This is a genomic window from Pseudomonas sp. IT-P294 (assembly GCF_949767865.1).
In the GTDB taxonomy this organism is placed as follows: Bacteria; Pseudomonadota; Gammaproteobacteria; order Pseudomonadales; family Pseudomonadaceae; genus Aquipseudomonas.
This window is the reverse complement of record NZ_CATKQW010000006.1, coordinates 1-19,807: the sequence shown is the minus strand read 5'-3', so window position 1 is coordinate 19,807 and position 19,807 is coordinate 1. Positions and strand designations below refer to the sequence as shown.

At 55.9% G+C, this 19,807-nt stretch carries 17 protein-coding genes and 4 tRNA genes; 7 read left to right on the top strand and 14 right to left on the bottom strand.

The window, feature by feature from the left end; translation table 11 throughout:
- Positions 1 to 28: 28 nt before the first annotated feature.
- The 4 genes from lon to tig all read right to left on the bottom strand — a co-directional run bounded on the left by lon (position 29) and on the right by tig (position 6,022).
- A complete protein-coding gene (gene lon, locus ACM6I0_RS04960) occupies positions 29 to 2,425 on the bottom strand; it encodes an endopeptidase La (RefSeq protein WP_285434616.1) in 2,397 nt (798 codons plus the stop codon).
- Positions 2,426 to 2,587: 162 nt separating this feature from the next.
- Positions 2,588 to 3,871, bottom strand: a complete 1,284-nt coding sequence (gene clpX / locus ACM6I0_RS04955) for an ATP-dependent Clp protease ATP-binding subunit ClpX (protein WP_007946893.1) — start codon at positions 3,869 to 3,871, stop codon at positions 2,588 to 2,590.
- A 111-nt stretch (positions 3,872 to 3,982) separates the two neighbouring features.
- The gene (gene clpP / locus ACM6I0_RS04950; protein WP_008062468.1) at positions 3,983 to 4,618 is read right to left on the bottom strand and encodes an ATP-dependent Clp endopeptidase proteolytic subunit ClpP; all 636 of its coding nucleotides are present in this window, start codon (positions 4,616 to 4,618) and stop codon (positions 3,983 to 3,985) included.
- 93 nt (positions 4,619 to 4,711) lie between these two features.
- Positions 4,712 to 6,022, bottom strand: a complete 1,311-nt coding sequence (gene tig / locus ACM6I0_RS04945; RefSeq protein WP_414921620.1) for a trigger factor — start codon at positions 6,020 to 6,022, stop codon at positions 4,712 to 4,714.
- 1,081 nt (positions 6,023 to 7,103) lie between these two features.
- Here tig and ACM6I0_RS04940 point away from each other — a divergent pair.
- Positions 7,104 to 8,603, top strand: a complete 1,500-nt coding sequence (locus ACM6I0_RS04940) for an MBOAT family O-acyltransferase (RefSeq protein ID WP_414921619.1) — start codon at positions 7,104 to 7,106, stop codon at positions 8,601 to 8,603.
- Positions 8,604 to 8,614: 11 nt separating this feature from the next.
- Positions 8,615 to 10,150: an alginate O-acetyltransferase AlgX-related protein gene (locus ACM6I0_RS04935; RefSeq protein WP_414921618.1), complete on the top strand. Its 1,536-nt coding sequence runs from the start codon at positions 8,615 to 8,617 to the stop codon at positions 10,148 to 10,150.
- A 397-nt stretch (positions 10,151 to 10,547) separates the two neighbouring features.
- On the opposite strand, the gene ACM6I0_RS04930 is transcribed toward ACM6I0_RS04935, so the two are convergent.
- The 4 genes from ACM6I0_RS04930 to ACM6I0_RS04915 all read right to left on the bottom strand — a co-directional run bounded on the left by ACM6I0_RS04930 (position 10,548) and on the right by ACM6I0_RS04915 (position 11,026).
- Positions 10,548 to 10,623, bottom strand: a tRNA-His gene (locus ACM6I0_RS04930).
- A 77-nt stretch (positions 10,624 to 10,700) separates the two neighbouring features.
- Positions 10,701 to 10,785, bottom strand: a tRNA-Leu gene (locus ACM6I0_RS04925).
- Positions 10,786 to 10,841: 56 nt separating this feature from the next.
- Positions 10,842 to 10,917: transfer RNA gene (locus ACM6I0_RS04920), tRNA-His, on the bottom strand.
- 32 nt (positions 10,918 to 10,949) lie between these two features.
- Positions 10,950 to 11,026, bottom strand: a tRNA-Arg gene (locus ACM6I0_RS04915).
- Between the two features lie 275 nt (positions 11,027 to 11,301).
- Here ACM6I0_RS04915 and folD point away from each other — a divergent pair.
- Together folD and pbpG are read left to right on the top strand one after the other, a co-directional pair.
- Complete coding sequence (gene folD, locus ACM6I0_RS04910; protein ID WP_285434611.1) at positions 11,302 to 12,156, top strand: bifunctional methylenetetrahydrofolate dehydrogenase/methenyltetrahydrofolate cyclohydrolase FolD; 855 nt, start codon at positions 11,302 to 11,304, stop codon at positions 12,154 to 12,156.
- Between the two features lie 236 nt (positions 12,157 to 12,392).
- Positions 12,393 to 13,331, top strand: coding sequence for a D-alanyl-D-alanine endopeptidase (gene pbpG, locus ACM6I0_RS04905; RefSeq protein WP_285434610.1), 939 nt, complete (start codon positions 12,393 to 12,395; stop codon positions 13,329 to 13,331).
- A 55-nt stretch (positions 13,332 to 13,386) separates the two neighbouring features.
- Here pbpG and ACM6I0_RS04900 read toward each other — a convergent pair whose 3' ends face one another.
- The 3 genes from ACM6I0_RS04900 to ACM6I0_RS04890 form a co-directional block, all read right to left on the bottom strand.
- On the bottom strand, positions 13,387 to 13,602 hold the full coding sequence (locus tag ACM6I0_RS04900; protein WP_285434609.1) for a hypothetical protein: 216 nt from the start codon (positions 13,600 to 13,602) through the stop codon (positions 13,387 to 13,389).
- Between the two features lie 22 nt (positions 13,603 to 13,624).
- Positions 13,625 to 13,831, bottom strand: coding sequence for a DUF6021 family protein (locus ACM6I0_RS04895; RefSeq protein WP_285434608.1), 207 nt, complete (start codon positions 13,829 to 13,831; stop codon positions 13,625 to 13,627).
- A gap of 94 nt (positions 13,832 to 13,925) precedes the next feature.
- Complete coding sequence (locus tag ACM6I0_RS04890) at positions 13,926 to 14,597, bottom strand: peptidase C39 family protein (RefSeq protein WP_414921617.1); 672 nt, start codon at positions 14,595 to 14,597, stop codon at positions 13,926 to 13,928.
- A 223-nt stretch (positions 14,598 to 14,820) separates the two neighbouring features.
- Between ACM6I0_RS04890 and ACM6I0_RS04885 the strand changes: the two genes are divergently transcribed.
- Positions 14,821 to 14,988 (top strand): hypothetical protein, encoded by a 168-nt coding sequence (locus ACM6I0_RS04885; RefSeq protein WP_414921616.1) that lies wholly within the window; start codon positions 14,821 to 14,823, stop codon positions 14,986 to 14,988.
- Positions 14,989 to 15,061: 73 nt separating this feature from the next.
- On the opposite strand, the gene ACM6I0_RS04880 is transcribed toward ACM6I0_RS04885, so the two are convergent.
- Positions 15,062 to 15,811, bottom strand: coding sequence for a TerC family protein (locus ACM6I0_RS04880; RefSeq protein ID WP_285434604.1), 750 nt, complete (start codon positions 15,809 to 15,811; stop codon positions 15,062 to 15,064).
- A 28-nt stretch (positions 15,812 to 15,839) separates the two neighbouring features.
- Positions 15,840 to 16,082, bottom strand: a complete 243-nt coding sequence (locus ACM6I0_RS04875; RefSeq protein ID WP_285434603.1) for a hypothetical protein — start codon at positions 16,080 to 16,082, stop codon at positions 15,840 to 15,842.
- A gap of 135 nt (positions 16,083 to 16,217) precedes the next feature.
- Here ACM6I0_RS04875 and nhaR point away from each other — a divergent pair, with 135 nt between their 5' ends.
- Complete coding sequence (nhaR, locus tag ACM6I0_RS04870; RefSeq protein WP_285434602.1) at positions 16,218 to 17,117, top strand: transcriptional activator NhaR; 900 nt, start codon at positions 16,218 to 16,220, stop codon at positions 17,115 to 17,117.
- A gap of 4 nt (positions 17,118 to 17,121) precedes the next feature.
- On the opposite strand, the gene ACM6I0_RS04865 is transcribed toward nhaR, so the two are convergent.
- Positions 17,122 to 18,276 carry an MFS transporter gene (locus ACM6I0_RS04865; protein WP_090185920.1) on the bottom strand — a complete coding sequence of 385 codons (1,155 nt, stop codon included), beginning with the start codon at positions 18,274 to 18,276 and terminating at the stop codon, positions 17,122 to 17,124.
- 279 nt (positions 18,277 to 18,555) lie between these two features.
- Between ACM6I0_RS04865 and sstT the strand changes: the two genes are divergently transcribed.
- Positions 18,556 to 19,788 (top strand): serine/threonine transporter SstT, encoded by a 1,233-nt coding sequence (gene sstT, locus ACM6I0_RS04860; RefSeq protein ID WP_285434598.1) that lies wholly within the window; start codon positions 18,556 to 18,558, stop codon positions 19,786 to 19,788.
- Positions 19,789 to 19,807: the final 19 nt, after the last annotated feature.

The window sequence follows — 19,807 nt, the reverse complement described above, 5'->3', positions numbered from 1 at the left end:
TCAAGGAAGCCCCCCAGGCAAATGCGTACTAATGCGTGCTAATTCTTTCCTTAGAGTCAGACTCGCGTTTTTCATCCTTTGCAACTATCTCTGGAACCACATCAGGCAGGGGCTCCGGCGCGTATTGCAGCGCAATTTGCAGGACCTCGTCAATCCATTTAACCGGTTTAATCTGCAGATCTCGCTTGATATTGTCAGGAATTTCCTTCAAATCGCGCACATTCTCTTCAGGAATGATCACCGTCTTGATTCCGCCACGGTGGGCAGCGAGCAGTTTTTCTTTCAAACCACCGATCGCCAGCACTTGACCACGCAGTGTGATCTCGCCTGTCATGGCGACATCCGCACGCACCGGAATGCCAGTCAATGCCGAGACCAGCGCCGTGCACATGCCCACACCGGCGCTAGGGCCGTCTTTCGGGGTGGCCCCTTCCGGCATGTGGATGTGCGTGTCGCGCTTCTCGTGGAAGTCCAGGGGAATCCCCAGGCTCTTGGCACGGCTGCGAACAACGGTCAGCGCCGCGGTGATCGATTCGACCATCACGTCACCCAGGGAGCCGGTCTTGATCAACTGGCCTTTACCCGGCACGACGGCGGCTTCGATGGTCAGCAATTCGCCGCCCACTTGAGTCCACGCCAGGCCGGTAACCTGACCGATCTGATCCTGCGATTCAGCCAGGCCGTAGCGGAATTTGCGCACGCCGAGGAAGTGCTCAAGCATGTCGGCCGTGACCTTCACCGAGAAGCGTTTTTCCAGCGCGTGCTCTTTGACTGCCTTGCGGCAGACCTTGGCAATCTGGCGCTCCAGCCCACGTACACCGGCTTCGCGGGTGTAGTAGCGGATGATGTCGCGGATCGCCTCGGCGTCGAATTCCAGCTCGCCTTTCTTCAAGCCGTTAGCCGTAATCTGCTTGGGCGAAAGGTACTTGACCGCAATGTTGATCTTCTCGTCTTCGGTGTAGCCCGGCAGACGAATCACTTCCATCCGGTCCAGCAGCGCCGGTGGAATATTCATGGAGTTCGAGGTGCAGAGGAACATCACATCGGACAGGTCGTAGTCGACTTCCAGATAGTGATCGTTGAAGTTGTGGTTCTGCTCGGGGTCGAGCACTTCCAGCAACGCCGACGCCGGATCGCCACGCATATCACTGCCCATCTTGTCGATTTCATCGAGCAGGAACAGCGGGTTGCGGACACCCACCTTTGTCATCTTTTGAATCAATCTTCCTGGCATCGAACCGATATAAGTACGGCGATGGCCACGAATTTCCGCCTCATCACGCACGCCACCGAGGGCCATACGGACGAATTTGCGGTTGGTGGCGTGAGCAATCGACTCCGCCAGAGAGGTTTTACCCACCCCAGGAGGACCGACCAGACACAGCACTGGACCCCGAATTTTCTTCACGCGTTTTTGCACGGCGAGGTATTCGAGGATCCGTTCTTTGACTTCTTCCAGACCGTAGTGGTCTGCATCGAGGATGTCTTCTGCGCGCGCAAGGTCCAGGCGCACTTTGCTCTGGGCTTTCCACGGCACCTGAACCAGCCAGTCGATGTACGAACGCACCACGGTCGCTTCCGCGGACATTGGCGACATTTGTTTCAGCTTGTTCAGTTCACCCTGAGCCTTGGCCAAGGCATCTTTGGGCAGGCCAGCGGCATCGATGCGCTTTTTCAGCTCTTCGATTTCGTTGTGACCTTCGTCGCTGTCGCCGAGCTCTTTCTGAATGGCCTTCATCTGCTCATTCAGGTAGTACTCGCGCTGGCTGCGCTCCATTTGTTTTTTGACACGACCGCGAATGCGTTTTTCGACTTGCAGCAGATCGATCTCGGCATCCAGCAACGCCAGAACGTGCTCGACCCGGGCCGACAAATCGATGATTTCGAGGATTTCCTGCTTCTGCTCGATCTTCAGCGCCATGTGCGCGGCCATGGTGTCGACCAGGCGACCAGGCTCATCGATGCTGTTGAGCGACGACAGGACTTCAGCCGGGACTTTCTTGCCCAACTGCACATATTGTTCAAACTGGGACAGCAGGCTGCGGACAAACACTTCCGACTCGCGCTCAGGCGCTTCAGTTTCGTCGATCAGCGAGACTTCGGCACGGCAGTGGCCGTCCACTTCGCTGAAGCGCTCAACGGCGCCCCGCTGCTCGCCTTCGACCAGAACCTTGACCGTGCCGTCTGGCAGCTTGAGCAGCTGCAGGACGGTCGCAATCGTACCTACGCGATAAAGTGCATCTTCACCGGGATCGTCGTCAGCAGGGTTTCTCTGAGCCAGCAGAAGGATCTGCTTGTCGCCCGTCATCGCGGCCTCGAGGGCTTCGATGGATTTCTCGCGCCCCACGAACAGCGGGATAACCATGTGCGGATAAACCACAACATCACGCAATGGCAGGAGAGGCAATTCGATGGTTGTCTTCATGATTTCGCCTCTACGGCGGCCATAAGGCCGTAAACAGATGGAAGTAAGCTTGAAACCAAGATGGGGGCTGCCCTGAAAAAAAACAAGCGCAAAGCGGGTGTTAAAAACGCTTTAAAAGAAAAGGGGCCCGAAGGCCCCTTCTTTGTTCCAGCAGCGTGACGCTTAGGCGTCTGGCGCAGCCTTGGCAGCCGGCTCACTGTTTTCGTAGATATACAGTGGCTTGGACTTGCCTTCTATGACGCTTTCATCGATCACGACTTTGCTCACCTCGGACTGCGAGGGGATTTCGTACATCGTGTCGAGCAACACACCTTCGAGAATCGAACGCAGGCCACGGGCACCGGTTTTTCGTTCCAGCGCACGTTTTGCGACCGATTTCAGCGCGTCGGCCCGGAATTCCAGGTCCACGCCTTCCATCTCGAACAACTTGGCGTACTGCTTGGTCAACGCATTTTTCGGCTCGGTGAGAATCTGCATCAGCGCAGCCTCATCAAGCTCGTCCAGCGTCGCAAGGACCGGCAGACGGCCAACGAATTCCGGGATCAGACCGAACTTGACCAGATCGTCAGGCTCGACTTCACGCAGGGACTCACCGACTTTCTTGCCTTCTTCCTTGCTGCGAACTTCCGCGTTGAAACCGATGCCGCCCTTGGTGGAACGGTTTTGAATAACCTTTTCCAGACCGGAGAACGCACCACCGCAGATGAACAAAATGTTACGGGTGTCGACCTGAAGGAATTCCTGCTGCGGATGCTTGCGACCACCTTGAGGCGGAACGGAAGCGACCGTGCCTTCGATCAACTTGAGCAGGGCCTGCTGCACGCCTTCACCGGAAACGTCCCGGGTGATCGACGGGTTGTCAGACTTGCGTGAGATCTTGTCGATCTCATCGATGTAGACAATGCCCATCTGGGCTTTTTCTACGTCGTAATCGCACTTCTGCAGCAACTTCTGAATGATGTTCTCGACATCCTCACCTACGTAACCCGCCTCGGTGAGGGTGGTTGCATCGGCGATGGTGAACGGAACGTTCAGCAAGCGGGCCAGTGTTTCGGCAAGCAGGGTTTTACCCGAGCCTGTCGGGCCGATCAGCAAAATGTTGCTTTTGCCGAGTTCGACATCGTCATTCTTTTTGTCACGCTGGTTCAGGCGCTTGTAGTGGTTGTACACCGCTACTGCCAAAACCTTTTTCGCACGCTCCTGACCAATCACGTACTGATCAAGGATGCCGCTGATTTCTTTAGGCGAAGGCAATTTATGCGCGCTGCTTTCGGCCTGGGCTTCCTGCACCTCCTCTCGGATGATGTCGTTGCACAGGTCGACGCACTCGTCGCAGATAAAGACCGAGGGGCCGGCAATCAATTTGCGCACTTCATGCTGGCTTTTGCCACAGAAGGAGCAATAGAGCAGCTTGCCGTTGTCCTCGCCGTTGCGGGTGTCAGTCATTCGTTCGATCCAAATCCGATAGGCTTGCAACACAAGATGAAGGCTATTGCGGGCTTTTTCAAGCCCGCTGGTGATCGGACCCGCCGACCAACCTTATTTTGAGCTGCTTAATTAAGCGGGGCGCTGGTTGATGACTTCATCGATCAACCCGTACTCACGCGCGGCTTCTGCACTCATGAAATTGTCGCGGTTGGTGTCGCGCTCGATTTCTTCAAGAGTGCGCCCGCTATGCTTGGCCATCAGCGTGTTGAGACGCTCACGAATGAAGAGGATTTCCTTGGCATGGATTTCGATATCCGAAGCCTGGCCCTGGAAACCGCCCAGTGGCTGGTGAATCATCACACGCGAGTTCGGCAGGCAGTAACGCTTGCCCTTGGCACCGGCAGTCAATAGAAACGCGCCCATGCTGCACGCCTGACCGATACAGGTGGTCGACACGTTTGGCTTGATGAACTGCATGGTGTCGTAGATCGACATACCCGCCGTCACCGAACCGCCCGGGGAGTTGATATAGAGATGGATGTCCTTGTCCGGGTTTTCCGCTTCAAGGAACAGCAGTTGCGCACAGATCAGATTGGCCATGTAGTCCTCTACCGGACCAACCAGAAAGATCACTCGCTCCTTGAGAAGACGCGAGTAGATGTCATAGGCGCGCTCGCCACGAGCAGATTGCTCGACAACCATCGGGACCAGGCCGCCTGCGGCCTGGATATCAGAGTTCTGCTGAATATACGAATTACGGAACATGCTCTGCAGTCACTCCCAAATAGTTATGTCTTGAATACGCATAAGCCAGCACGAAGGCTGGCTTATGGTGTGTGCTTCTTACCGCAAAAACGATCAGTCGGCTTGTGGAGCGTCTACCGGCTTGACTGCTTCTTCGTAAGAGACCGATTTGTCGGTCACGCTAGCTTTCTGCAGAACAGTATCCACAACTTGCTCTTCCAGCACAACAGAACGGACTTCGTTCAGTTGCTGGTCGTTCTTGTAGTACCAGGACACAACCTGCTCAGGCTCTTGGTAGGCAGAAGCCATTTCCTGGATCATTTCGCGAACGCGGGATTCGTCAGGCTTGAGGTCGAACTGCTTGACCACTTCAGCCACGATCAGACCCAGCACAACGCGGCGCTTGGCTTGTTCTTCGAACAGCTCGGCCGGCAGTTGATCAGGCTTGATGTTGCCACCGAACTGCTGAACAGCCTGCACGCGCAGACGGTCGACTTCGTTGGACAGCAGAGCCTTAGGCACTTCGATCGGGTTGGTGGCCAGCAGACCATCCATAACCTGATTCTTGACCTTGGATTTGATTGCCTGACGCAGCTCGCGCTCCATGTTCTTGCGAACTTCGGCGCGGAAGCCTTCCAGACCGGTTTCCTTGATGCCGAATTGAGCGAAGAATTCTTCGTTCAGCTCTGGCAGTTTTGGCTCGGAAACAGTGTTCACGGTCACGGTGAACTCAGCGGCTTTGCCTGCCAGGTCGAGGTTCTGATAGTCCTCTGGGAAGGTCAGGTTCAGAACGCGCTCTTCGCCGGCTTTAGCGCCAACCAGACCGTCTTCGAAACCAGGGATCATGCGGCCGGAACCCAGCACCAGCTGAGTACCTTTGGCGGAACCACCGGCGAACACTTCACCGTCGACCTTGCCGACGAAATCGATGTTCAACTGGTCTTCGTTCTGGGCGGCGCGATCGGCCACTTCGAAACGGGTGTTCTGCTTGCGCAGCACGTCCAGCATTTTGTCCAGATCGGCATCAGCCACGTCAGCGCTCAGGCGCTCTACGGTGATACCGTCGAAACCGGCAACGGTGAACTCAGGGAACACTTCGAAGATCGCGACGTATTCCAGATCTTTGCCGGCTTCCATCGATTTAGGCTCGATCGAAGGAGCGCCAGCCGGGTTCAGCTTTTGCTCGACAACTGCTTCGTAGAAAGACGACTGGATCACATCGCCTACTGCTTCCTGACGCGCATCAGCGCCGAAACGACGCTTGATTTCGCTCATCGGCACTTTGCCTGGACGGAAGCCAGCAATCTTGGCCTTTTGGGCAGTCTGCTGCAGACGCTTGTTGACCTGAGTCTCGATGCGCTCAGCCGGCACGGTGATGCTCATGCGGCGCTCAAGAGCAGAAGTATTTTCAACAGAAACTTGCATGGATATTCCTCGTTGCACAGACGTTAGCCGGCCGTTTCCGACCCCAGAATCAAGGGCATGCATTCTAGTGGGTCAAACTCAAGAAGTCACCCTACTGAAAACGGGTAAAAAAGCAGCAGGCAATTTATAGGCGGGGACAAACGGTTGTGCCTCGCCCTGTTAGCAAATACAGCCAGTCATGCCAGGGCTTTGCACCAATCCTTCTATATATAGAAGGATTCGGCAATCCATCCCTGACAGCCGACCCCATCAATGGATCGACGGCAAACCAGGCATCATCGCGAAACAAAAAAATGCGACGAAGGTACCTGCCCTACCAGACCATAACCAGCGGCCATTGAATTTTTCGACTCATGAAACAAAAACGGCGCAGCCCTTTTCAGGCACTGCGCCGCTATCTGCTTATAAACAGCTACTTACCTGGTGGGGACGGAGAAGACTCGAAATCCCGCACCCGGCGGACCCAAAACCCATTAGGCTACAGAAACACCAAAAAAATCAATAGCATAAGTCTGTCGCAGCAGATTCCCACAACGTCAAAAGCCGCCACAGTGTACACGCTAAGGCTTTGCGTGACCCGCGTATTGCGCACATTGCGCTATCCGCGCGCCCTCACGGCTAACTTAGCGAAATCCCGGCCTGAACGTCTGCAAGGATCACCACTTCATCATCGACGACTACAACAGCAACATGCATCCCGGCTCAGATCACAGAAGATCAAAATCAGTCCGTTCTCGATCGCTAATATCGTCATCAACTGGCAGGGTACTCCCATTCTACTGACAGGGAGTCAATCTCGAAGAACATGGCAGCTAGCGGCACCTTCTAGAACACCCGTAATCCCCAACTACGACTGCAAGCAAAAACATCAGCATATGTGGACTTACCCCCACTGCAACGATACGATGCGCCGCGTCTAAATTGGCTGTAGTCGAGCGGCGATACCGTTTTTTCAACCTCTTGGCATGACTCCATTCAAGCTTTAGACCCTCCCATATCGGTAGCTCTCCCTCTGCTTTATCGCTGAGCGCCCTCGATGTAAGCCTACCGAGTTCATCAACCCTAGCGGGCCTCATCCAACATGATTTTTAGCTCTTGGCAGTTCATTCTGATTTTTCTGCCGATTTCATTTTTTGTCTATTTTTGGCTAAATCATCAACGCTTGATTACCGCCGGGAAGGTCTGGCTGGTTGCGGCAAGCCTGTTCTTCTATGCGTACTGGGATGTCCAATATCTGCCCCTTATCCTGGGTTCGATTTTTTTGAATTTCGCAATCGGCACGGGCCTCGCCCAGGCGCACGAGCGCTCTCTACGCGAAACAAAAAAACCGCACCACGGAGTGAACAGAAAGATAGTATTGACGACCGGCATAGCAGCCAACTTATTGCTCCTGGGCTATTTCAAATACACCGACTTCTTACTTAGCAATATCAATATTGCCTTGGGCACCAGCTTCCCGCTTCCTCACATCCTGCTGCCGCTGGCGATCAGCTTCTTTACCTTTACTCAAATCGTCTACCTGGTGGATAGCTATCGAGGCGAAACAGCCGAGTATGACTTGCTGAACTACTCGCTGTTTGTGACATTTTTCCCTCACCTCATAGCCGGCCCCATTGTTCATCACCGCCAGATAATGCCGCAGTTCTCCTCACACTGGACTCTGGCCCGTCGATACCCCAACATTCTTAAAGGCCTGTTTATCTTTTCGATCGGGCTCTTCAAGAAAGTAGTGATCGCGGATCATTTTGCTGTCTGGGCGACCGCAGGATTTGATGGTGGCCAGACACTTGGTTTTTTCGCTGCCTGGGCTGCGAGCCTGTCCTACACCTTCCAGCTTTACTTTGACTTCAGCGGCTATTGCGACATGGCGATCGGGGCGTCGCTGCTTTTCAATATCTGGCTGCCGATCAACTTCAACTCACCCTACAAAGCCCTGGATATCCAGGACTTCTGGCGGCGCTGGCACATTACGCTAAGCAGCTTTCTTCGCGATTACCTATACATACCTCTGGGCGGGAATCGCTCCGGTGAATACCGTACCTATTTCAACCTGTTTGCCACATTTGTGCTTGGCGGCTTATGGCATGGTGCCACATGGATGTTCGTTATTTGGGGCGCCATGCATGGCGCAGCCCTCGTAGTACACCGATTCTGGACGCGCCTGCGCAAACCGATGCCGACCGCACTTGCATGGCTGGTAACGTTCATGTTTGTGAATATCAGTTGGGTCTTCTTCCGCGCCAAGACACTGGATGATGCCTGGCGGGTGCTGGGAGGCATGATCGATTTGCGCTCCGCATTTGGCCACACCAGCGCCTCGCTCCCGACGTCAGATCTGGCGTGGGGCGGATGGCTGTCCGACCTGGCATTGCAGGTAACACCTGCAAGCCTTGTCGGACAAATCCCCACCTACATCGCAATCATCGCCGCCTTTATCATCATTGCTCAAAAGAACTCGATGGAGATGGCAAGTGGGACTATAGGGCGCCGAAGACTGACTTATAGCGCCGCCCTGTTCTCTGTAGCGATGTGCTTTACGCTGGCGGCTACTAGCTCAGTATTCCTTTACTTCAATTTTTGATAGCGCCCACTATGAAACGTAGCGTATTCGCTTTTTTACTGACAGCTGCATTGGCTTTGCTCGCCGTTCCAGCCATCAACATAATTATCGCACCCGGCCGAGACGCAATTCGTCTGCAGGACAAGTCCTTTCTTTACAACATGGACTGGGCATCCCGATGGACAGCTTCAGCATTGTATCCAATGGGGATCAGTACAGATCCAAAGCAAGTCATCATTGGCAAGGACGGCTGGCTTTATCTAGGCGACCTGTATCAGCAAACCCTGTCCAACGACAGAAGACCCGCAACAGAAAGCGATGATCAACTCGACAAGGAAATTGCAGCCGCCACCAAGACCTGGGGCGCCTACCTTGAAACTAAAGGTGTAAAGGCCTTCAGAATCATGATTGGGCCCAATAAAGGCACAATCTATCCTGAACACATGCCTTCCTGGGCAAAACCGGTAGCGTCTAACCCCACTGACGCCCTGATCGCACAAACAACGGGTGAGATTTATATTGACCTCAGGCCAACACTATTGAAGGCCAAAGAAACCCACAAAGAAGCGCTCTACTACAAGACCGATACGCACTGGAACGACCTGGGGGCCGCACTCGCATTCCGTGCTTTTGCCCAACAGGTCGGCGAAGCCGCCCCGGAACTGCGCTGGCCATCAGAAAAAGCGTACGAGGTATCACGAGTCAACGCTCGTAACGGAGGAGACTTGGCGAAATTTCTCCGACTCCAGGGAAGCTTCTCTGATAACGATCCAATCATTTATGGATCAACTCCATCTGTTGAAATCACACAATCTGATTTTGATACCAAGAAAGTCCTCAGCAAAGGTGGCAACCCAATTATCGGCTCCCAAATGACACCTCTGCTGGTCACGTCTACGGGAGCGCTGAACAATAAAAAGGTACTTTGGCTAAGAGACTCATACGGAAACTCCATATCACCGTTGATGGACGCGACCTTTAGCGACGTCCTCCAACTTCACTGGAGCGAGGCACTCAAGCCAGGCGGTCGATTTGCCCAACTGGTCGAAGATTGGAAGCCGGATTATGTTTTCATCACTGTTGTCGAACGCGCCGCGAGAGATACATCGTTCGCCACCTACTCTCCCCCGAGCTTCAGCCCTAAAAGCAGCGAATTTAAAATCGCTCGAACGACAACCCAAGTGAACATTCACGACCTGATACAAAGCCCGTCCAAGAACGAATACCAAATCAACGGAGTTGATGCCTTTGTTGATTTCGCGCTCTCAAGCCCGATCAAGCAGGTAAACCCACAACACCTCAACATAGATCTGACCTGCACCGATAACACTTCATCAGTGCCACTTCAGCTTTTTTGGCTTGAAGCAGGACAAGCATCATACGATGAGACACATAGCGCGAGATTTTCCATCCCCACAGGGCAGCACCTGATCGATCTTCGCACTATAGCGAAGTGGAACCCTGACGCCGTTATTAGCCGACTCCGCGTGGATATCGACGCCCAAAACTCTTGCTCTCACTTCATACTCAACAACCCAAGCCTGGACCTGAAAGCTGCTGGCGCCTGATAGAAAAAGCAACAATAGTCAGCAGCCCCTCTTCAACGAGGGGCGACCGCAAAATCAGACACCGCCTCAAGGCCGCATCCAGCACAAAAGCCGAGATTCAACCGTAAACCCAACGACGATATTGACAGAGCGGTATGCGCAAGGAGGCGCCCATCACAGCAAGAAATACTGCATCGAAAAACTGCAGACAAACAAAAACGGCGCAGCCCCTTTCGGGTGCTGCGCCGTTTTCTGCTATTCAATAGCTGTTTTTAATGGTGAGGACGGAGAGACTCGAATTCTCAAACCTTGCGGCGCTGGAACCTAAATCCAGTGTGCCTACCAATCCCACCACATCCGCACTTTGAAGCCGTTAAAGCAAAGGCGCCAGACTGTTAATCTGGCGCCTTTCGAAATATGGGGTGGACGAAGGGGATCGAACCCTCGACAACGGGAGTCACAATCCCGTGCTCTACCAACTGAGCTACGCCCACCATATTGCCTTGTGAAGAAGCCAAACAGCTCCCTTGCTACGCCTTAGCCAGGCCAACGGCCTGGGTAAAGCTTTATTTGGTGCGGATGAAGAGACTCGAACTCTTACACCTTGCGGCGCTGGAACCTAAATCCAGTGTGTCTACCAATTCCACCACATCCGCGCTTGAAGCTGTTAAAGCAAAGGCGCCAGACTGTTAATCTGGCGCCTTTCGAAATATGGGGTGGACGAAGGGGATCGAACCCTCGACAACGGGAGTCACAATCCCGTGCTCTACCAACTGAGCTACGCCCACCATATTGCGCTACTTGTGCCAAAGCTGCCTAATGGCGCACCCGGCAGGACTCGAACCTGCGACCATCCGCTTAGAAGGCGGATGCTCTATCCAGCTGAGCTACGGGCGCCTTATTAATCTGTACTCTTTGAGGACTACAAACTAAGTGCTTTCCAGCCTCGCAGAACCGTAATCCCGCTTGACCTTCTTATCCAGTGCTAGGCTGTGCCCGACAAGTGCGACGAATAGTATAGAGCGCCCCGAAGGCCGTCAAATCCTTTTTATAAAAAATTCATTTAATTAAAGGGGTTAGGGGAATTTGCAGACCAAGCGCCTTTGCCCTCACCTCATGACATGCGAGAATACGTTCTCTTTTTTTCCCCTCTCGATGGTTAATCACGCGCAATGACTGCACAACTAATCGACGGCAAATCGATCGCCGCCAGCCTGCGCCAGCAGATCGCCAAACGAGTCACCGAGCGTCGCGAGCAAGGTTTGCGCACGCCCGGCCTCGCGGTGATCCTGGTCGGCAGCGATCCTGCCTCTCAGGTTTATGTCTCGCACAAGCGTAAAGACTGTGAAGAGGTCGGCTTCATTTCCCAAGCCTACGACCTGCCTTCCGAAACCACTCAAGAAGCCTTGGCCGATCTGATCGATCGCCTGAACGAAGACCCGGCAATTGACGGCGTACTGCTTCAGCTTCCATTACCCGAACACCTGGATGCGTCCAAATTGCTGGAGCGCATTCGTCCGGATAAAGACGTCGACGGCTTCCATCCTTATAACGTTGGCCGCCTGGCTCAGCGCATTCCGCTGCTGCGCCCTTGCACGCCCAAAGGCATCATGACCCTGCTGGAAAGCACCGGTGCGGACCTGTACGGGATGGACGCAGTTATTGTCGGCGCTTCCAATATCGTGGGCCGTCCGATGGCGATGGAATTGCTGCTGGCCGGTTGCACCGTGACCGTCACCCACCGCTTCACCCAGGACCTGGCCGGCCACGTCGGCCGCGCCGATCTGGTGGTCGTTGCCGCTGGCAAGCCAGGCCTGGTCAAAGGTGAGTGGATCAAGGAAGGCGCGATCGTGATCGATGTAGGCATCAACCGCCAGGCAGACGGCAAACTGGTGGGTGACGTGGTCTACGAAACAGCCCTGCCCCGCGCCGGCTGGATCACGCCAGTGCCAGGCGGAGTGGGTCCGATGACCCGCGCTTGCCTGTTGGAAAATACCTTGTACGCGGCGGAAACACTGCACGGCTGAGTCCGTGTAAAGACGCCAACGACAATCAAAAGAACCCCGCTAATAGCGGGGTTCTTTTTGCCTGCCGTAAAAGACTTACCATCCGCCGGAAAATGACTTTTTTTTCATGTTTCCAAAGAGTTTCAGCTCCTACTTGAACAACCATCGACAGTTATTCAGCCATACTCCAGAATGTCGCGCTTTTACGAAACAGCCCGTTACAGAACGGCTTATCAACACATTAAGAGTCTGCCAGCGTGAAAATCCGTCTTTCCATCCTGAGCCTATTTTTTGCATTTACAGGGACGTTCATCACGCCAGCGGTTAACGCCGCTGATACCACCTCAGCCCCCCGCGATACGTCACACCTCAAGATCGCTTCCGGCAGCGCATTGCTGATGGATCTGCAGACCAACAAGGTCATCTACGCCAGCAATCCCGACGTGGTTGTACCCATTGCCTCGGTCAGCAAACTGATGACTGCGTTGGTCGTAGTTGAAGCCAAGCAGAACATGGATGAGTACATCTCCATCAACATCAGCGACACGCCCGAAATGAAAGGGGTGTTTTCCCGGGTCAAACTCAACAGTGAAATGCCGCGCAGAGAAATGCTGCTGATTGCACTGATGTCCTCGGAGAACCGTGCCGCCGCCAGCCTTGCGCATCACTATCCGGGCGGTTATGTCGCATTCATTGCGGCAATGAACGCCAAGGCCAGGGCGCTCGGCATGACCAACACCCACTATGTCGAGCCGACGGGACTTTCGCCTCGCAACGTCTCGACGGCGCGCGACCTGAGCAAATTGCTGGTCGCTGCTCACAAGTACCCGATCTTGACGGAGCTGAGCACCACCAAAGAAAAAACCGTCTCGTTTCGCAAGCCAAACTACAGCCTGGGTTTCCACAATACCGACCACTTGATCGGCAAGCCGAACTGGGACATCAAACTGACGAAAACCGGCTTCACCAATCAGGCTGGCCATTGCCTGGTATTGGTCACCAGCATGGGCAACCGCCCGGTAGCGCTGGTGATCCTCGATGCCTTCGGCAAATACACGCATTTTGCCGATGCCACTCGTATACGTAACTGGGTCGAAACCGGCAAGGGCACGACCGTTCCGTCTGTAGCCCTGCAATACAAATCGGAGAAAAACCTCAAGCACCGTCAGAGCGGCGTTGTTGAAGCCTCGAAATAATCCGGCAACAGCAAAAACAAAGCCCCGATCATTCGGGGCTTTTTTTCGTCTGGCATTAATCGTTGGGCAGCGGCATCTGGTCGTCATCCGGAATGCCATCCCCTGCACTCGGGTCTCGCGTGCCGCGGGGATGCTCCGTTGGCACGACCATCGGACGCGCCAGAGGGTCTCTTAACGGATCATTGGGATCCATGACCGGATCAACGCCCTCTTCAGGGGTTGTGGGAACACTGTCCGGACGTTTGTCGTTGAAACTCGAATCGGTAGACATACGCACCTCACCACAGTTGAGATCAGTGTCTCAGGTCGCCAAGCGGGTCATAAGGCTTCGCGGGCGTCTTGCCCTCCTCGCCTGGCTTTATGTCTCTGGGCGCCCTGGCAGGGCCAATGGGATCGACCTGAGGATCGGCGAGGTCCGGCGAATCCGGATCAAAACCCAATTCATCACCTGAGGAATGCTCAGACGAATGCGGGCCAGAGGGGGTATTGGATTGAGCCATGGTCGCCTCCTTGAGACTGGCCCGGAGAAGTCCGGGCCATACCATTTAGAGGCAAGGTCCGCGCGGTGGTGCCCGGCACATGACGAACGGAAGCTTACTGCGTGCTCAACGCCTTCTTCGCACGCTCGGCCGCCTGCTCCTGCCCTGCCTGACCGAGTTCACTCGCAGCCTTCAGCCAGCGTTGCGAATCAACGTTGGCCGGGATTTGATTGGGCTTCTGGATCAGCACGGCCCAGCCGCCGGCGTCCTTGAACGATGACTCAAACGAGCTGAAGCTCATCAGGTTGCGATGATTCATTCCAGAGCGCAGCAGCACCGTTTGCTTCTGGCGATTGTAACCGGCAAGGATGGCGTAACGCGGTCCGGCCCACATTACAGAGCCTTCGGTAAAGCGCACCATCACCGGGTAACCAGCGGCGACCTGGGTCAACAGTGCCGGTAAACGGCTGTCGAGGGGATACACCACCATCCCGTACTCACGGGCAAGGTTTTGCATGTTCTGCTGTAACTGGGCTTCAGCGCCAGGCAGGTGCAGGGGTTTTTCAAGCAGCCCCGGCGTAATCACGATGCCTTGCTGCGAGAGCATGCTGGCCAATACCTGGGGGCCGCTTTGAAAGTCTTGTCCCCGATAGAACGTACCGCTGAGTTCAACACGTTCCGGCAGACGCTTGATCTCCGGTGCAACGCTTCCCGCGCAACCCGCCAACCCTGCAACGCAGCCGACCACCAGCAGCGCCGTTCGAATCCGAGAAAATACCCGCTCCATTATCACTCTCTTGTTCAGACGCCAGGCAACACGCTCCCGGCTTGGCCGTCGATCATAGGACGGCGCAAGGCGCCGGTATAGCCTTTACCTGCAGTTGAATGCATTCGATAGAGCGAACAGGTTGGCGATTGCTGACCTTTGGTCAATGGCCGGAAACACAGCAGCGACTAGACTGTCATTTGCAATGAGTGTGCGCCCGCTGCAGGGCAAAGAGGAGGCACTGATGAGCCTGACAATGACAATCGTGATGCTGGTTTCTGGTTGGCTGGCAGTGGCCACCGCCATGTTGTGGGGAGTCCTGCGTGTTACCCGCCGCCATCACCACCCGGTTCAATCGGCGCCCGTGGCGAAGACCGATGAACCGCCTGTGCGCCAAGCGTCGGTGCACTGACGCACTCTGGATTGATAAAAAAACGGCCGCCTGGACTCTTTCGAGCACAGGCGGCCGTTTCGTTTATCGGCGATTAAGCTTGCGCGACAATGCGCTTCTGCCTGGCGCGCCGCGACATCATGTTCAAAGCCTCGATCGTCGCCGAGAATGCCATGGCCGCGTACACATACCCTTTTGGTACGTGAGCACCGAAGCCTTCGGCGATCAGCGTCATGCCGATCATGATCAGGAAGCCCAGCGCCAGCATCACCACCGTCGGGTTGTCGTTGATGAACCGGGCCAGCGGATCAGCCGCCAGCAACATCACCAACACCGACACCACCACCGCAATGATCATGATCGGCAAATGCTCGGTCATGCCGACAGCGGTAATGATGCTGTCGATCGAGAACACCATGTCCAGCATCAGAATCTGCCCGATCGCAGCCGCGAACCCCAGGGTCACAGTCGAGGTCGCCGACTTCGGATCTTCCGGCGCCGGGTCCATGCTGTGATGGATCTCGGTGGTTGCCTTCCACAACAGGAACAGGCCGCCGGCGATCAGGATCATGTCCTTCCAGGAGAACGCGTGGCCGAGGATATCGATCACCGGCTCAGTCAACTGGACGATGAACGCAATGGTGCTCAACAAGCCCAGTCGAAGGATCAGAGCCATGCCGATACCGATGCGCCGTGCTTTCTGCCGATGCTGCTCCGGCAATTTGTTGGTCAGAATCGAGATGAAGATCAGGTTATCGATGCCGAGCACGATTTCCATGACGATCAACGTGGCCAGGGCAACCCAGGCGGCGGGGCTTGCAGCAAGTTCTAAAAGGTATTCCATGGGTCAGTCCTGACTCGTTGTAGACGGTTTAGATTTCCTGGGACGAAGATTCGACTTTCCGCTTGTCTTCGCTGGATGGCTCTTTCTTGCTGACCAGGCCACGCGTGGCATCGCTGATCGCTTGCTCGGCAGCCTTGTGGGTGTCATCAATCGCCTGCTTTGCGCTTTCGGCAGCCTTGCCCATCAACTGCTGCGCGCTTTTCTCGGCCTGGTCGCAACCGGCCAACACCAGTAAAGACGTGATCAGCAGTGCCGTGGTTTTAAGCTTCATGATGTTTTCCTCGATAGAACAAACCGGACCGAACCGATGGCCCGTTGATAGCGAGGCATTCTAGGGAGGCAAACACTTCAGGAAAATTCGTATTTTCAGCGGTTATACTTCGGTTTTTACGAACTGTAGGTCGTCATGCTCAACTACCGACAATTGCATTACTTCTGGGTGGTCGCCAAAACCGGCAGCATCGTGCGCGCCTGCGAGCAACTGAACCTGACCCCACAAACCATCAGCGGGCAGATTTCCTTGCTCGAACAGACCTATGGCATCGAGCTGTTCAGGCGCGTCGGCCGGCAATTGGAACTCACCGAAGCCGGGCGCCAGACCCTGCCCTACGCCGAGCAAATGTTTCAACTGGGTGGTGAACTGGAGTTGATGCTGCGGGCGCAGCCCAACGAACAACAGATTCTGTTCCGGGTCGGCGTGGCCGACGTGGTACCCAAGTCCATTGTCTATCGCCTGATCGCGCCGACCATGGAATTGAGCGAGCCGCTGCGCATCACCTGCCGTGAAGACAAACTCGAACGCCTGCTCGCCGACCTGGCAATTCAGCGCCTGGACCTGGTGATTTCCGACAGCCCGATGCCGTCGCACCTCGATATCAAGGGCTACAGCCAGAAGCTTGGGGAATGCGGGATCAGTTTTTTCGCCACCCCGGCACTGGCAGCGCAGTATGGCCAGGACTTCCCGCGCAGCCTGCACGGCGCACCGCTGTTGATTCCCGGGCCGGAAACCGTGGTGCGCAGTCGCTTGCAGCGTTGGTTTGCCGAACAGCAGATCCAACCGCGCATCGTTGGCGAGTTCGACGACAGCGCGCTGATGCAGGCATTCGGTCAATCGGGCAGCGGGATTTTCATTGGCCCGAGCGTGATTGCCGATGAAGTGAAACGCCAATACGGCGTGGAGTTGATTGGCCAGACCGACGCGGTGACCGAGTCGTTCTACGCCATTTCAGTGGAGCGCAAGGTCAAGCACCCTGGCATTGTCGCCATTACCGAGGGTGCCCGACGCGAGCTGTTCACCGACGTTTGAAGTCTCAGGCGCAGACTTCACGCGGCTTCATGGTCATCAGTGCCATCGCCAACAGAATCGACACCAGGATAAACGCGGCGGCGGCAAACCCCAGCCCGCCCAGGCCGACGCTGTCGATCACGCGTCCGCCGACCATCGCGCCCAGGCCGATCCCGAGGTTGGCCCCGGCGATGTTCAGCGAGGCGGCAAAGGCTGGCGCCTCGGGGGCGGCCTTCATCAAGCGCACATGGCTGACCAGGAACAAGGCCGCCTGGGTCACGCCCCAAATGCCCATCGCCGCCGCCAGGCCAAGTGGCGAATGAATGTTCGGCACCAACGCCACCATGCCGGCAATCATGAATGCGCAGAACATCATGGACGCGATCAGCGGATTACGATCCACCGCGCGGCCGCCCAGCGAGTTGCCGATCAGCCCGACAGCGCCGAAGCCCATCAGGCACCAGCCGACCACCGTGCCGTTGAAACCGGCCAGGCGCTCAAGGATGTCCGCCAGGTAGGTGTAAGCGGTGAACATGCCGCTGAACACCAGGATCGACAGCAACACATGCCCCAGCATCAATGGGCTGCGCAGAATCTTGAATTGCGAACGAAAGCTCACCTGATGTTGATGCAGGTTGGTCTTCGGCAGGTAGACAAACAGCAACAACGCCTTGGCAAATGCAATCACCGCCAGGATACCGAAGGCACTGCGCCAGCCGAACGCATCGGAAATCAGCGTGCCGACCGGAATGCCGAACACCGTGGCGCAGACAATGCCGAAGCCGATCTTGGCGATGGCGCGCCCGGCATAATCAGGCCCGACGATGTCCACCGCCGTTTCACTGGCCAGCGCCCAGAATACCGGCAACCCTAGCGCCGGGATCAAGCGGGCGATGGCCATCACCCAGATGTTCGGCGCAAATGCGGCGAGAGTGTTGGCCAGGCCGAACATGATCAACACCGAGATGAACAGTTTGCGCCGCTCGAACCGGGCGAAGTACGCGGTCAGGAACGGCCCGAACGCGGCGACGGTGAATGCGAACAAGGTCACCAGCAAACCCGCTTGGGGGATGCTGACGTCCAGGTCTCTGGCGATCGCCGGCAGCAGGCCGACGATGATGAATTCCGTGGTCAGCACGGTAAAACCCGCGGCAGACAACAGAAGAATGGGCAACAGCATGCAGAACTCCAGAAAACGACAACACCAGCGATGACCCGAAGGCCCACTGGCATGACTTGAAAATGAGGATGGCGAATCTTAACAGAGTGTTTCCAATCAGGGTTGCACGAACCTGCCTATCTCGTTGATCACGCGGGCGGCAGATCGTCACAGGTCTGAAGGATCAAGAGCACGCTGTGATAAAGTCCGCGCCCTGCGATACGTAAACCCTGTTCATCGGCCATTCATTGGCATTGATGTCGCAACACCCCCGCACCTAATAATCAGAGATGCCGTTTTATGACTGCTTCATCCCCTTCGCTATTGCAACGCCTGAAACGCTTGAGCCTGGTCTCGCAAATCGTTATCGGTCTGGTCGCCGGGATTGCCTTGGCGTTGTTCGCGCCGGACGTGGCGAAGTCCACCGCGTTCATCGGCAAAGTGTTCGTGTCGGCACTCAAAGCCGTCGCCCCAATCCTGGTGTTCGTGCTGGTCATGGCCTCGATCGCCAACCACAAGCACGGCCAGGAAACCCATATCCGGCCGATTTTGTTTCTGTACCTGCTGGGTACGTTTGCCGCCGCTGTCGTGGCAGTCGTTGCCAGCACGTTGTTCCCGTCGAGCCTGGTACTGGCCACGCATGATGTCGCGGTCAGCGCGCCGGGTGGCATCGGCGAAGTGTTGCAAAGCCTGCTGCTGAGCGTGGTCGACAATCCGGTCAGCGCGCTGATGAACGCCAACTTCATTGGCATTCTGGCCTGGGCAATCGGTATGGGCATTGCCATTCGCCACGCCGGTGACACGACTCGCGAAGTGCTGGGCGACCTGTCCAACGGCGTGACCTTGATCGTGCGCCTGGTCATCCGTTTCGCGCCGCTGGGGATCTTCGGCCTGGTGGCCTCGACGCTTGCCACCTCGGGTTTTGGCGCCTTGATCGGCTATGCGCACCTACTGGCCGTGTTGCTGGGCTGCATGCTGTTCGTGGCGCTGGTAATGAACCCAGTAATTGTGTTCTGGAAGTTGCGTCGCAATCCCTATCCGCTGGTGCTGACCTGTCTGCGGGAAAGCGGTATCACCGCATTTTTCACCCGCAGTTCGGCGGCGAACATCCCGGTCAACCTGGAACTGAGCAAGCGCTTGGGCCTGCACGAAGACACTTACTCGGTCTCGATTCCGCTGGGCGCCACGATCAACATGGCCGGCGCGGCGATCACCATTACCGTGCTGACGCTGGCCGCCGTGCACACACTGGGCATCGCCGTCGACATTCCGACCGCCATCCTGCTGAGCGTCGTTGCGGCAATCTGTGCCTGCGGCGCATCTGGCGTGGCCGGCGGTTCGCTGTTGCTGATTCCACTGGCGTGCAGCCTCTTCGGCATCCCGAGTGAAATCGCCATGCAGGTGGTGGCGGTCGGTTTCATCATCGGCGTATTGCAGGACTCGGCGGAGACGGCGCTGAATTCTTCCACAGACGTGCTGTTCACGGCTGCCGCTTGCCTGGGCGAAGAACAGAAAGCGCAGCGACTGGCCTGACACCTCGCACCCACCGAGA